Below are 13,257 nucleotides of genomic sequence, written 5' to 3' on the forward strand. Positions count from 1 at the left end.
GATCGGCCTCACAGCGTCTGGTTGGCGTTGCGCAGCATCTCGTCGACCGCGCTCACCATCTTGGAATTGATCTCGTAGGCACGCTGGGCCTCGATCATCTCGACCAGCTCCTCGACGACGTTGACGTTCGAGCCTTCGAGCATGCCCTGGCGCACCTGGCCGCGTCCGAGCTGCCCGGCAATGCCGAGCTCGGCCGGGCCGCTCGCGGCGGTCTCGATCAGGAAATTGTCGCCGATCGCCCGCAGGCCGGCCGGGTTCACGAAATTGGCGACCTGCAGCTGGCCGAGCTGGACGGGTGCGGCCTGGCCCGGCTGGACCGCGCTGATCGAGCCGTCGGGGGCGATCGTGATCGACTGCACGCCCTGCGGGATCTGCACCGGCGGGGTCACGGCATAGCCCTGCGAGGTGACGAGATTGCCCTGCGGGGACAGCGTGAAATTGCCCGCGCGGGTATAGGCGACCTGCCCGCCCGGCGGCAGCTCGACCTGGAAGAAGCCGGGCCCGTCGAGCGCAATGTCGAGCGTGTTGCCGGTGGCGTTGAGCGTGCCCTGGCTATCGATCCGCGAGGTGCCGAGCACCTGCACGCCGGTGCCGAGATTGAGCCCCACGGCATAGGCGGTCTGGTTCGTCGACTGCTGCCCGGCTATGCGCTGCTCCTGGTAGGCGAGCGTCGCGAAATCGACGCGGTCGCGCTTGAAACCGGTCGTACCGATATTGGCGAGGTTGTTGGCGATGACACGCATGCGCGCATCCTGCGCCTCGAGACCGGTGCGCGCGACGTGAAGGGCGGATGTGGGCATAGGCGGGGTTCCTTACTGGAGCGAGAGGAGGCGGGCGCCGGCCTCGTCGAGTTCGCCGGCGGTGCGGATCACCTGCGCGCGCTGTTCGAAGGCGCGCTGGGCCTCGATCATCTGGACGAGGGTTTCGGCGGTCTCGACGTTCGAGCCCTCGAGCGCGCCGGGCTTGACGGTCGCGGTCGGATCGGGCGGGAGAACGCCGCCGCCGGGAACCTTCAGGAAGGAGTCGGTCCCCTTCGCGAGCGGGCTGCCCTCGGGGGAGACGAGGCGGACGCGGTCGAGCGTCTCGGCCCCCGCATCGGGAGCGGACGGATCGCTGGCCAAGACAGAGCCGTCCGCCGCGATCCTTACCGCGAAGCCCGCAGGCACGCTGATCGGCCCGGCATTGCCCATGACGGGCAGGCCCTCGCCGTTCTCGAGCACGCCCGACGGGCCGACGCGCAGGTCCCCGCGGCGCGAATAGACCTCGCCCCCGCCCGGCGCCTGGTAGGCGATGAGAGCCTTCCCCGAAACGGCGATGTCGAGCGGCTTTCCGGTCGGATTGACCTTGCCCGCCGAAAGGTCGGCTCCGCGCACGCTGCCGCGGGCCATGGCGCGCGCTTCGGGCGTGGCCTCTTCCCTGAGCGTAGCGGCGGTGACCGCGAAGACCTCGCGCCGGAAGCCGGGAGTCGAGGCGTTGGCGAGATTGTTCGCCACCGCCCGCTGCCGGTCCATCGCCGAATTCATCGCGGTCAGCGCGGTGTAGATGAAGCGGTCCATCGGCTCTTACCCCTTAAGAGCGCAGGTTGAGCACGGCCTGGGAGATCTGCGTGGCGGTGTCGATCGCGCGCGCATTGGCCTGGAAATTGCGCTGCGCGGTGAGCAGCGAGACCATCTCCTCGGCCAGGTCGACGTTCGAGCGTTCGAGCGCGCCCGACAACAGCTGGCCGTAATTGCCGATGCCCGGTTCGCCAAAGACCGGCGCGCCGGATTCGCCCGTCGCCACCCAGTTAGTCAGCCCTTCCGAGCGCAGTCCGTCGGCCGCAGGGAAGGTCGCCAGCGCGATCCGCGCGACCGGTTCGCTGGTCCCGTCGGAATAGGCCGCAGAAACCAGCCCGGTCGAATCGATCGAGACGCTCGACAGCGAGGAACCGCCCGCATTCGTCACCGGCACGACGAGATTGCCCGGTGTCGCCGACGTGCTCGCCCCGCCTGCATCGACCGGGAAAGCCTGGACGAGATTGCCGTTCGAATCCTGCAATTCGCCGGAGGCGACGATCCGGAAATTGCCGTTGCGGGTGAAGGAGATGTCGCCCGAGACCGGGTTCGTGGCAGCGAAGAAGCCATCGCCATTGATCGCGAGGTCGAGGCTGCGCCCGGTCTGTTCGAGCGGGCCGAGCGAGAAATCCTGCGTGATCGCGGACACGGTCGAACCGATCCCCGGCGTCTTGCGCGGATCGGTGCTCGAACCCGAGGCCACGAGATCGGCGAAGGCGGCATTGCTCTTCTTGAAGCCGACGGTCTCGGCATTGGCGATGTTGTGGGAGATGACGCGCAGGTCGATCTCGGCGTTCTTCATGCCGGACAAAGAGGTGAAGAAGGACATTTCGGCTTGCTCCTTTCGGACAAGGGGGAGGGGATCACACGAAGGTCGGCGCGGCCGCGTTCACGGCCGCACCGGAAGGGCCGGCAGCGTCGGCGGCGGCGCGGGCGGCCTCGGCAGCGGCGGCGGCGGCCTCGCTCGCGGCGCGGGCGGCTTCCTGCGCCTCGATCAGCCGGTCGAGCTTGGCCGAGATGTCGCCCAGCGTCGCCCCGCTCTCGGTCGTCGCGGCGAGCGAGGAGAACTGCGCCATCTGGGCGAGCATCTGTTCGTTGTTGACCGGCTCCAGCGGGTCCTGGATCGTCAGCTGCGTCGTCAGCAGGCGCAGGAAATCGCCTGAATCGAGCCGTGCCAGCGCATTGTTCGAAGACGCCGTCTGCGAAGGCGCGTTAAGCCGGTCGAGCGCGGCCTGCGCGCCCGGGGGGATCGGGTCCATCACTTGCTCCTTAAGGTATCCAGCATCAGCTGCCGCGCGGTCTGCAGCGCCTGCACGATGTTCTGGTATTGCCGCGCGCTTTCCATGATCTCGACCATTTCGGCGGTTTCATCGACGCCCGCCTCGAACACATGGCCGGTCTCGTCGGCCAGCGGGTGGCCGGGATCGTAACGCTTGACCGGCTCGGTCTCGGATCGCACCAGTCCGGCGCTTTCGACGGTGGCGAGCCCCGAAGCCTCGTCGAGCCGCGCGGCGAAGACGGTGCGGATCGGGCGATAGGCGTCGTCCCGGGTGGAGGAAACCGACCCCGCATTGGCGAGATTGGAAGTCGCCGCGTTCATCCGCACCATCTGCGCCGACATCGCGCGGGTGGAGAGATCGAACAGGCTCATCGGGCCCGGTGCGAAGGGATCGCCGGACATGGTCAGTCTCCCTTCAGCGCGCGGGTGATGGTGGACACCTTGCCCTCGATGAAGCTCAGCGTGGCGGAATAGCGCAGCGCGTTTTCGGCGAAGGCGACCTGTTCGCGGCCGAGTTCCACCGTGTTGCCGTCAAGGCTCGCCATGGTCGGCGTGCGATAGACGAGGTGGCGCTCGGCCGGATCGATCGGCCACGCCGGGTCGCGGCCCGATTTCAGCCGCGCCTCGAGCGCGGCGGAAAAATCGATGTCGCGCGCCTTGTATCCCGGGGTCGCGGCGTTCGAGATGTTCGAGGCGATCAGCCCCATGCGCTGCGAACGCAGTTCGAGCGCGGCGCCGTGAATGCCGAAAATCCGCTCGTTCATGAAACCTTCCATCCTTCTTCATGCGCCCCTTGCGGCGCTGCCGTGACGCGTTTCCCCGCGACATCGGATTGCTCCGCCAGTTTTTATGCATCCCCCGTGCCAAACCCGCCTGCGCCGCATCCGGATAGGCTGAGAGGCGTTCGAAACGGGTGCTTTCGGCTGCTCTTGCGGGCCCGGAGCGGGCCACGGCGGCAAAAGCCTGCCGCGTGCGCAAGCCGTGGGGGCACGATCGTGCCTTTCGCGCCGCCCCTTCAGGATGCTTTCGATCCTTAAACCTGCCGGCCCGGTGCCGTTCTGTCGGAGGTGAGCGCCGGTGAGGAGGAACAAGCCAGATGGATGTGCCGAGCGAGGTGGCCCGGATGATGGACGCCGGTGCGCTCGCAATCGTGGTTTCGGGGACCCTCATCGCCACCGCCGCGCGCTGCGGCTGGCGCGATCTCAGCGCCGCGTTCGCCGCACTGCCCGGCCTTGCCCGGAGCCAGTTCGACGAGGCCGCCAACCGCACCGCCATTGCCCGGACCCTGCGCGCGATCGACAGCGAGGGCCGCCGCACCGCCGATGTGCCGCTCCCGCCCGACCCCTCGCTCGCAAGGCTGGTGGAGATCTATCTCAGGACCGGTTCGCTCGACGCGCTCCATTCCGCCCGCCGGGCCGAACGCGCCGCGCGCGAAGTCGAACGCACGCGCGGCGTGAGGGCTTTCGAATATGCGGGCGAACTCGCCCCCGTTTTCGGCCTGGTCGGGACGCTTTACGCGATCACCGGCCTTTCGGGCGCGCTGACCACGAGCCCGGTCGAAACCGCGATGGCATCGATCGCAACGGCGGTCCTGTCCTCGCTTTACGGCGTTCTCACCGCGCATCTCGTCTGCATACCGCTGGCCCGCGCGATCGAGCGGCGCGGGATGCGCGAGGAAAGCGCGCGCGAAGCGCTGGTGGAATGGCTCGCCGGGCATGTCGGGGAGCTCGCGATCGAACGCGCCCAGCGCCTGCACGGATCCGGGAATGAGAGCGCATGCGAATACGGTCATGTAAGGACTTTGGGATGATCATGCGGCAGAACCGGGACGAAGGGGCGGGCTGGCAGCTGATCCTCGCCGATCTCGCGCTGATCCTGTTCCTCGTGACCCTTGCGGCGCTGGCGGGCTTTCCCGAAGGCGGCAGCGCAAAGGGAGAAGCGGGGACCGGCAGCGGCGGGAGCGAGGCCCGCTTCGCGCCCTCGCAGGCACTGTACCGGCCGGGACCGGACGCGCCGCCGCTTGCACGATGGCTCGCCCGGCAGGCGCGCGACCCGCGCGCGACGCTGACGATCTATGCCCGCCATTCGGGACCGGAAGACAGCGCGACATGGGCCAGGGCGCGCGCGCTCGCGCGGGAGGCGCGACAGGCGGGCGTCGCCGTGCGGGTGGTCATCGAGGGCGGTGACGGGACGGACGGGGAAAACGGAGCGCAGAGCGGGCTTCATGCAAGCCTCGGCTATGACAGCGCGCCGCGTCGCTCAGGAGGGTCCTGAAGCAACGCCCTGCGCGCGCGACGGCGGGATTCGGCTCAGCCGACGACCACCCGGTTACGCCCCGCCCTCTTCGCTTCGTAAAGCGCCGCATCGGCCCTTGCGAGAGCGCTGCGCGGATCGGGGTCCTCGCTCACCTCGGCGATCCCGGCGGAGAATGTAACCTTGCCGAAGCGCTTCCCGCTCGTGCGGTCGACCAATCGCCGGTCCGCCTGCGCGCGCCGCATCTGGTCAAGCTTGACCCATGCCGCGTCCTTGTCGAAGCCGCCCAGCAGGACGGCGAATTCCTCGCCCCCGTGACGCGCGACGAAGACACGGTCGCTCGCATGGCTGCCGAGCGTTTCGGCGATCGCGCACAGGATCCGGTCGCCCGCTTCATGGCCGTGGGTGTCGTTGATCGCCTTGAATCGGTCGACGTCGCAGAACGCGACGCACAGCTTCGCCCCCGACTCGCGCGCCTGCGCCTCGGCAGCGGCGAAACGGCGTTCGAAGGCGCGGCGATTGGGCAGGCGGGTGAGATGGTCGACATCCGCTTCCATCCGCGCCCGGGCGAGGTTTTCGCGCAATTGCTTCGTCTCGGCCTGGCTTTTCTCCATCGCCTGCTCGACCTGCTCGATCCGGGTCAGCATGGCGCGCGACATTTCGATCACGCGGTCGAATTCGGGCACCGGGTCGTTTTCGGGCGGGCGATCGCCGCCCCTGCTCGCGCCGCCGCCATCGGCACGGGCGACCTCGGCCATCGCCTCGATCTGCCGGCCCAGCGCGCCGCGATGGTCGCTGGTCTCGTCCTGCGCGGTCCTGGTCGTACGGGCAAAGCGCATGACGGCGTCGTCGAGCTTGTCCATCAGCTGTTCGAGCTCGGCCATGCGCGCGCCGGTTTCGGGATCGAGCCGCATCACGCTGTCGAGCCAGCGCTGGTCGATCGGCTCGCCCGCGGCTTCGCGTGCGGCGAATGTCGCGGCGAGCTCGACGCTTGCGCCCGACAGCGCATTGCAGACCAGCGCGAGATTGGCGCCGGTCACCGCGAGATCGTGGCCAAGCACGAAACCGGCGACCCGTTCGAGCAGGGCGCGGCGGCCTTCGGGCGTGTGCGCGTCGGGGTGATCGTCGGGCTGCGCGTCTCGATCGGTCGAGGCGCGCGTGGAAAGAGCCTCGGCCGGAAGGCGCGGCGCGGTCCCGCCCCCCCGCTGGCGGCGCGTGAGACTGGAGGAATAGACCATGTTCGATTCCGTGTTCGCAGCGACAGGCAAAAATGCGGCCCGCGCAGGTCCCCTAGAGCAGCTCCGCTTAATGGGCGGCCCTGCAGGAACTTCGCGAAGGCCCCTACGGACAAATGCGTAGGCCGGCCGTGAGGGGTCGCATTCGGGAAAGCTTGGCACGGCGTTTGCTTCAGACGTGGCATCCGGACCCATGAGGCCCCGTCGCCCCCGCAGGAGAAACCCGCAATGCCCCGCCAGTCCGACCGCGCAAGACCCGTGCTCTTGCCCCGCTTGCGCAGCTTCGCCTGTGCGCCGCTCGCAGCGATCATGGCCGTCCCGTTTTTCGCGCCAGCTCTCGGCGAAAGCGCCTCGGGGTCCGCGCGCACAGGCGACCGAACCGATCCGGCCGCGATCGACGCGGCGGTCGCGGCCTTTACCGGCGTCGGCGTGGGCGAGCCCGGCGGTGCGATCGCCCCGGCCGACCGCCGCCTGCGCCTTGCCCCCTGCCCGGCCCCGCTCGAGACCGCCTGGCACGGACGTGCCCGCACCACGGTGCGGGTCGCCTGCCCGGGCCCGGGCGGCTGGCGCGTCTTCGTCGCCCTGCGCGCGGGGCCCGCGGCCGGAAACGCAGCCGGCATCGCCGCCCGCCCGGCCGCTCGCGCCGCGCCGCTGGTCGAGCGCGGCGACCCGGTCACGGTGATGGTGCGCGGGCGCGGTTTCACCGTCCAGCAGGCGGGCGAGGCGATGGAGGCGGGCCGCGCCGGCGACTGGATCGGAATCCGCCTCGCCGCGACCTCGCGCGCGGCCTCCCGCAGCGGCCGGCCCGAACCCGTGCGCGCGCGGATCGTGCGCCCCGGCCTCGCCGAGATCCCGGTCGGCCGCGCCCCGGGCAAACGGTGATCGCCAGGGATGACCGCGCCCCTTCGTATTTTTTCGCGCCCCCGGGTTAATCCGGCTCGCGCCTGTCCGTCCTTGTCATCAGGAATCCATCAGGAGACGCAGTCATGCCCTCTGTCGAATTGAGCAAGTTGCAGGCCACCACGGCCGCACGCGCCCTTTCCCCGGGCGACCGCGACGCAGCCGTTCCCGCGCCCGCGAAGGGCCGGTCCGCCGCCTCCGGGCAAGATGCGGGCGGTGTCAGCGTCGAACTCGGCGCACGCGCCGCCGCGCTCGAACCGGCCGCCGCGCCGCCGGTCGACCGCGAACGCGTCGCCGAAATCCGCAAGGCTCTGGAAGAAGGGCGCTACCCGCTTGTGCCCACCCGTATCGCCGATGCGATGATCGCCGCGCGCGTCAGCCTCGGGATGGAGAAGTGAGCCGCGCGCCCGTCATGCCCGATCACGCCACGCCCGATCCCGCAATGAAAGCCGCCGCGATGAAAGCCGCCGCGATAACCCCCGACGCGCCCGATCCCCGCGAACCGGCGGCAATCCTGCGGCTGATGATTGCCGTCCTCGAAAGCGAGCGGCAGGCGCTTGCCGCGCTCGATGCGGAAGGGCTGGCCGAGGCCGCGCGGATCAAGGAAACCCTATGCGGCGCGCTCGCCCCGCTTACCTCGGACGCGCTCGATGCCGAGATACGCGGCCTTGCCGAGACCGCGCGGCGGCTGAACGAGATCAACCGCCGGGTGCGCAACCTGCTCGCCGCCAATGTCGCCGCGCGCCTTGCCGCGCTGGGCGGCGAGGAGCGTCTGGCCGGGCCGACCTATGCCGCCGCCATGCCCGCCCCGGGACGCCCGCAACCGGGCCGCTGATCCGCATCATAGCCGGGCGACAAAGATCCGCGGACGCGCACCAGGCGATTCTGGCACGCCCATTGCAATGCGCGTCCCATGCGTGGCCGCCGCTCCGCTTCCCGCCGGAAGCGCGCATGGCGGCGGCGCAATCGAACCGAGGACCCACAGCGAAGAGCAACAAGGCGAGGCAGGAGAAGGCGTGCCCCATCCATCGCTTCCCCCCGCAGGGATTGCCGCCGGCCGCGCAGCCGCGCCAAGCGCACCCCCGCCCGACCAGCGCCCCGGCGCGCGCATCGGCACGGGAGCGGGCGCGAGGACTGGCGCGCAGGCCGACCGGCCAAGCCCACCGCCCGCTGCAGGTCGCGTCGCCAGCCGCCAGATCGCCGCTTCGGGCCCCGCCGCGGCGCCGCGCAGCGCAGCGGTCGAACGCGCGATCGCCGATGCCTCGCGGCGCACCGGGGTGGATTTCGATTTCCTCGTCGCCCAGGCCCGGATCGAATCCGCCATGAACCCCGAAGCCCGCGCCCCGACCTCGAGCGCGAGCGGGCTCTACCAGTTCATCGAGAGCACCTGGCTGTCGACCATGCAGCGCCACGGCGCGCGCTTCGGCCTGGGCGACATCGCCGCCCGGATCGCCCGCACCCCCGGCGGCGGAGCGCATGTCGCCGACCCTGCCGAACGCCGCGCGATCCTCGACCTCAGGCGCGACCCGCGCATCGCCGCGCTGATGGCGGCGGGTCTGGCCGAGGACAACCGCGCCCACCTGTCGGGCGTGCTCGGCCGCCGGCCCGACCATTCCGAACTCTATCTCGCCCATTTCCTCGGCGCGGGCGGGGCGGGGCGTTTCCTGTCCGCAATGGCGCGCGATCCCGGCCAGAGCGCCGCCGCCCTGTTCCCCCGTCCCGCCGCCGCCAACCGCGCAGTGTTCCACGATCCCTCCGGACGCGAGCGCAGCCTTGCCGAAGTGATGGAGCGCATCGACACCAAGGTCGCGCGCGCCCGCGCGCTCGCCCCGGACATGCCGGTCCTGCCGCCCTATCTCATCGCCGACGAAGCGGTGTTCGCCCCCGGCGAGCCGCCCGCCGTGACCGGGGCGCATCGCCCCGTCATCGCCCCGCGCGCGACGCTTTCTCCGCAGCCGAGCCTGTCCGCCGCATCGCCGCCCGCTCCGCCAACCGCCCCCGCACCGCGCCCGAGCATGTCGCGCATCCTCTCGGCCACGCTGGAGGGGATCGAGGCTGGCGGCGCGGGCGGGCCCGGTCTCGGCGCGATCGAACGCGCGAGCGATCACATCCGCGATGCCTATGAGCGGCTGAAGGCGCAAGGCCTGTGACCGGTCCCACGATCCCCCTGTCCGGCTTCCTTGCCCCGCTCGCCCGGCGTCTCGGCGGCGCGCCTTCCGCCATGGCGCTCCCGCTGGCGATCTTCGCGCTGTTCGCGCTGATGGTGCTGCCGATCCCGACCGTGCTGCTCGATGCGTTCTTCGTGCTCAATATCGCGATCGCGATCGCAGTGCTGATGGCGGCGCTCAACGCGCGCGAGCCGCTCGATTTCTCGTCCTTCCCGACGGTCCTGCTGTTCGCCACGCTTCTGCGCCTCGCTCTCAACGTGGCTTCGACGCGCGTCGTGCTGGTGAGCGGGCACGAAGGCGGCGCGGCGGCGGGCGAAGTGATCGAGGCTTTCGGCGAGTTCCTCGTCGGCGGCAATTTCGCGGTCGGCCTGTTCGTCTTCGCGATCCTGCTGATCATCAACATGATCGTCATCACCAAGGGCGCGGGCCGCGTCTCGGAAGTCTCCGCGCGCTTCGTGCTCGATGCGTTGCCGGGCAAGCAGATGGCGATCGATGCCGACATCGCCGCCGGACTCATCTCCAGCGACGAAGCGCGCGAGCGGCGGCGGCGGGTCACGGTCGAGGCCGATTTCCACGGTTCGATGGACGGTGCGTCGAAATTCGTCAAAGGCGATGCGCTCGCTGCGCTGCTGATCCTCGCCGTCAACGTGATCGCGGGATTCGCGCTCGGCATGATCGGGCACGGCCTGACGGCGGCGGAAGCGGGCGAGCTTTACGTCACGCTTGCAGTGGGCGATGCGCTGGTCGCGCAGGTGCCCGCCCTGCTGCTGTCGATCGCGGCTGCCGCCATCGTCACGCGGGTATCGGACACGCGCGACCTGACCGGGCAGATCGGCGGCCAGTTCGCCGACGCGCGCGGCTGGCTGCCAGTTGCGCTCATTCTCGGCGGGATCGGGCTGGTCCCGGCCATGCCTCAGGCGATCTTCCTGCCTGCCGCCGCGATTGCGGGCGGTATCTGGTGGGCGCTCAGGCGCAAGGCAGCGCGCCCCGTGCCCGAAGAACCGGTAGCCGAAGAAGTGCCGCCCGACCGGATCGAGCTGGCCGACGTGTCGGACCAGACACTGGTGACTATCGAGCTCGGCTACGGCCTCATCCAGCTGGTCGACGAGGCGCGCGACGCGCCGCTGGTTGCGCGCATCACCGGCATCCGCAAGCAATTGTCGCGCGATCTGGGCTTTGTCCTGCCGCAGTTCCGCATCCGCGATTCGCTCGATATGCCGGCCAATGATTACGCCGTGCTGCTCGGCGGGGTGACGGTGGCGCGCGGATCGGTGCGGGCTGGAAAGCTGCTTGCGATCGATGCCGGCGAGGTGCGCGGCGAGCCGCCCTACACCGCGCTCGGCCTGAAAGGAGAGCCGACCCGCGACCCGAGCTTCGATTGCCCCGCGCTGTGGATCGATCCGGGCGCGCGCGACCTTGCCGTGGCCGAAGGCTTCCTCGCGGTCGATGCGAGCACGGTGATCGCGACCCACGCCAACCAGGTCCTGGCCGAAGCGGCGCCGCAATTGCTCGGCCCCGGCGAAGTGCAGGACCTGCTCGATGCGCTGAAGGACATCAGCCCCGCACTGGTCGAGGCGATCCATCCCGATCCGCTCTCGCTCGCTGCGCTCACCCGCATCTTCCGCGCGCTGATCGGCGACGGGCTCTCGCTCGCCCATCCCCAGCCGCTTTTCACCAGCCTCGCCCTTGCGCTCCAGAAAAGCCACGATTTCGACGCGCTGATCGACGCCGTCCGGGTGGATCTCGGCGCGCGGCTGGTGGCGCGGGTGTGTGCGCCGGGCGAAAGGCTCAAGGTCGCAACACTCGATGCCGCGCTCGAATCCGCGATTCTCGGCGGGATGACCGATCCGGCGACCGGCCAACCGCTGATCGAACCCGATTGCGGCGCCATGATCGCGCGGCGCATCGGCGAACTCGCGGGCGAGCACGGCCCGCTCGCGCTCATCGTCCAGCCGCCCGCGCGCCGCGCGCTCGCAGGGCTGCTGCGCGCGCGGGCGAAGACCTGCCTCGTCCTGTCGATCAACGAACTGCCCGCGAGCCAGCCGGTGGAGGTGGTCGCAACCATCGGCACTGAAGAAAACCCGCAGGAAGCGCTCGCGGCATGAAGCACGACGCCGCCTTCCACGCCGCCTATGGCGCCGCCGACCAGGCCGCGGTCGAGGACCGCGTGCGCCGCTTCCTGCCCATGGTCCACCGCGCCGCCTGGCACATCTACGGCATGGGCCGCGAAGGGATCGAGGTCGAGGACCTCGTCCAGACGGGCATCGTCGCGCTCACCGAATGCGCGCGGCGCCATGCCGGGCCTGGCGAGGACGGGTTCGCCGCCTATGCCAAGATCCGCGTGCGCGGCGCGATGCTCGACCAGATCCGCCGCCAGCTCACCGACACGCGCAATGCGCGCAAGCGCCGCGCCGCCTATGAACGCGAGGTCGAGCGCCTGCGCATGGAGCTGGGCCGCGAACCGGGCCGCGCCGAGATCGCCGCCGCGCTCCATATCTGCGACGCGGAACTGGCCGAGATCGAGGCGAGCACGGTCACCGTCTCCTCGATCAGCGAGGAGTATGACGAGACCAACACCGCCTTCGCGAGCGAGGACCCCGACCCGTTCGAGGCCCTGTGCGCCGCCGAGGACCGCGACCGGCTGGTGGAGGCGATGACACAGCTGCCCGACCGGCTGAAATTGGTGCTGCAATTGTTCTTCGTCGAGGAAATGAACCTCACCGAAATCGCCGCCGTGCTCGAGGTCAGCGTGCCACGCGTCCACCAGCTGCGCGCCAAGGCGCTGAAGGATTTGAAGGCGATGATGGAGGCCGGGGAATGACCGCGCGCAAAGCAGGCTGACGAACCCGCCCATCGCCGCTAGGGCCGGGTGAAACGGGGGCATGAGGGGGGAAAGGCGCGCGTGCTCGACAGGCTGACCGGCAATTTCGCACTTCTGACCGTGATCGGCGTGGCGTGCGCATGGCTTTACCCGCCCGGCTTCACCTGGATGACCGACGGCAGCATCCGCATCGCCGGACAGCCGCTGCTGTCGGTCGCGCTGGGCACGATCATGCTGGCGATGGGGCTGACGCTGACGTTCGAGGACTATGCCCGCCTCGCCCGCCTGCCGCGCGCGGTGGCTATCGGCGTGGGGCTGCAATTCGTCGTCATGCCGCTGTCGGGCTGGGCGATCGCGCAGGCGATGGCGCTCGAACAGGGGCTCGCGGTCGGCCTCATCCTCGTTGCCTGCTGTCCCGGCGGGACGGCGTCGAACATCGTCGCCTTCCTCGCACGCGGCGATGTCGCACTTTCGGTGGCGATGACGATGCTCTCGACCCTTGCTGCGATTGTCCTCACCCCGCTGCTGACGGGCGAGCTTGCCGGGGCCTATGTCGCGATCGACCGCTGGAACCTGCTGGTGAACATGGTCGCCATCGTACTCGTGCCGGTGGTTCTGGGCACGCTGCTCAATCGCCTGTTCCCGCGCGCGGCCGAGGCGGTGGGCGGGGTGCTGCCGCTGGTCGCGATCGTGCTCGTCATCCTGATCGTCGGCGGCATCGTCGGCGGAGCGAAGGCCGAGATCGCCGCCCATGCCGGGCCGCTGCTGGTCGCGACCTTCGCGCTGCACGCACTCGGCTTCAGCCTCGGCTGGGGGCTGGCGCGGCTCGCCGGGCTGGGCGCGGCGGAGCAGCGCACGGTCTCGATCGAGGTCGGGATGCAGAATTCGGGACTCGGATCGGGCCTTGCCAAGACCCCCGCCTTCGCCGCGCAATTCGCCGACGCCGCACAAGCCGCGCTCGCCCCCGTGCCGGCGGCGATTTCGGCAGTGTGGCACGTGGTGATCGGGAGCCTGCTGGCGAGCTGGTGGCGGCGGCATGACCCCTAAG

15 protein-coding genes and 1 pseudogene are annotated in these 13,257 nt (G+C 70.2%); 9 read left to right on the forward strand and 7 right to left on the reverse strand.

The features are described 5' to 3' along the window. Positions 1–8: 8 nt before the first annotated feature. From flgG to flgB, 6 genes are read right to left on the reverse strand one after another with little or no spacing between them, the layout of a single operon-like run. Entirely contained in the window at positions 9–800 is a 792-nt protein-coding gene (gene flgG / locus RIB52_RS09050) for a flagellar basal-body rod protein FlgG (RefSeq protein ID WP_350175098.1), read from the reverse strand. 12 nt (positions 801–812) lie between these two features. Continuing rightward, positions 813–1,556, reverse strand: a complete 744-nt coding sequence (locus RIB52_RS09055; protein ID WP_350175099.1) for a flagellar basal body rod protein FlgF — start codon at positions 1,554–1,556, stop codon at positions 813–815. A 13-nt stretch (positions 1,557–1,569) separates the two neighbouring features. Further along, positions 1,570–2,382, reverse strand: a complete 813-nt coding sequence (locus RIB52_RS09060) for a flagellar hook-basal body protein (protein WP_350175100.1) — start codon at positions 2,380–2,382, stop codon at positions 1,570–1,572. A 34-nt stretch (positions 2,383–2,416) separates the two neighbouring features. Continuing rightward, complete coding sequence (locus tag RIB52_RS09065; protein ID WP_350175101.1) at positions 2,417–2,812, reverse strand: flagellar hook assembly protein FlgD; 396 nt, start codon at positions 2,810–2,812, stop codon at positions 2,417–2,419. After that, entirely contained in the window at positions 2,812–3,234 is a 423-nt protein-coding gene (flgC, locus tag RIB52_RS09070) for a flagellar basal body rod protein FlgC (protein WP_350175102.1), read from the reverse strand. The genes RIB52_RS09065 and flgC overlap by 1 nt, the downstream gene beginning before the upstream one ends. 2 nt (positions 3,235–3,236) lie before the next feature. Then, on the reverse strand, positions 3,237–3,596 hold the full coding sequence (gene flgB / locus RIB52_RS09075) for a flagellar basal body rod protein FlgB (protein WP_350175103.1): 360 nt from the start codon (positions 3,594–3,596) through the stop codon (positions 3,237–3,239). A 332-nt stretch (positions 3,597–3,928) separates the two neighbouring features. Here flgB and RIB52_RS09080 point away from each other — a divergent pair, with 332 nt between their 5' ends. Then, positions 3,929–4,642 (forward strand): MotA/TolQ/ExbB proton channel family protein, encoded by a 714-nt coding sequence (locus tag RIB52_RS09080; protein ID WP_350175104.1) that lies wholly within the window; start codon positions 3,929–3,931, stop codon positions 4,640–4,642. Positions 4,643–4,644: 2 nt separating this feature from the next. After that, the gene (locus RIB52_RS09085; RefSeq protein ID WP_350175105.1) at positions 4,645–5,106 is read left to right on the forward strand and encodes a hypothetical protein; all 462 of its coding nucleotides are present in this window, start codon (positions 4,645–4,647) and stop codon (positions 5,104–5,106) included. A gap of 35 nt (positions 5,107–5,141) precedes the next feature. Here RIB52_RS09085 and RIB52_RS09090 read toward each other — a convergent pair whose 3' ends face one another. Further along, on the reverse strand, positions 5,142–6,323 hold the full coding sequence (locus tag RIB52_RS09090; protein WP_350175106.1) for a GGDEF domain-containing protein: 1,182 nt from the start codon (positions 6,321–6,323) through the stop codon (positions 5,142–5,144). Positions 6,324–6,629: 306 nt separating this feature from the next. Between RIB52_RS09090 and RIB52_RS09095 the strand changes: the two genes are divergently transcribed. The 7 genes and pseudogenes from RIB52_RS09095 to RIB52_RS09125 all read left to right on the forward strand — a co-directional run bounded on the left by RIB52_RS09095 (position 6,630) and on the right by RIB52_RS09125 (position 13,256). Then, positions 6,630–7,202 carry a flagella basal body P-ring formation protein FlgA gene (locus tag RIB52_RS09095; RefSeq protein WP_350175107.1) on the forward strand — a complete coding sequence of 191 codons (573 nt, stop codon included), beginning with the start codon at positions 6,630–6,632 and terminating at the stop codon, positions 7,200–7,202. 104 nt (positions 7,203–7,306) lie between these two features. Further along, positions 7,307–7,618 (forward strand): flagellar biosynthesis anti-sigma factor FlgM, encoded by a 312-nt coding sequence (gene flgM, locus RIB52_RS09100; protein ID WP_350175108.1) that lies wholly within the window; start codon positions 7,307–7,309, stop codon positions 7,616–7,618. Beyond that, a complete protein-coding gene (locus RIB52_RS09105; protein ID WP_350175109.1) occupies positions 7,615–8,055 on the forward strand; it encodes a flagellar protein FlgN in 441 nt (146 codons plus the stop codon). The genes flgM and RIB52_RS09105 overlap by 4 nt, the downstream gene beginning before the upstream one ends. 67 nt (positions 8,056–8,122) lie before the next feature. Continuing rightward, positions 8,123–8,617 (forward strand): annotated as a pseudogene (locus tag RIB52_RS14830) (transglycosylase SLT domain-containing protein); the annotation flags it as partial. 824 nt (positions 8,618–9,441) lie between these two features. Continuing rightward, positions 9,442–11,493, forward strand: a complete 2,052-nt coding sequence (locus RIB52_RS09115) for a flagellar biosynthesis protein FlhA (protein WP_350175303.1) — start codon at positions 9,442–9,444, stop codon at positions 11,491–11,493. Further along, on the forward strand, positions 11,490–12,209 hold the full coding sequence (locus RIB52_RS09120) for a sigma-70 family RNA polymerase sigma factor (RefSeq protein ID WP_350175111.1): 720 nt from the start codon (positions 11,490–11,492) through the stop codon (positions 12,207–12,209). Before RIB52_RS09115 ends, RIB52_RS09120 begins: the two co-directional genes overlap by 4 nt. A gap of 81 nt (positions 12,210–12,290) precedes the next feature. After that, the gene (locus RIB52_RS09125; RefSeq protein ID WP_350175112.1) at positions 12,291–13,256 is read left to right on the forward strand and encodes a bile acid:sodium symporter family protein; all 966 of its coding nucleotides are present in this window, start codon (positions 12,291–12,293) and stop codon (positions 13,254–13,256) included. Position 13,257 lies beyond the last annotated feature (1 nt).

Origin of the sequence: Erythrobacter sp. (assembly GCF_040217515.1) — a bacterium.
Classification (GTDB): Bacteria; Pseudomonadota; Alphaproteobacteria; order Sphingomonadales; family Sphingomonadaceae; genus Erythrobacter.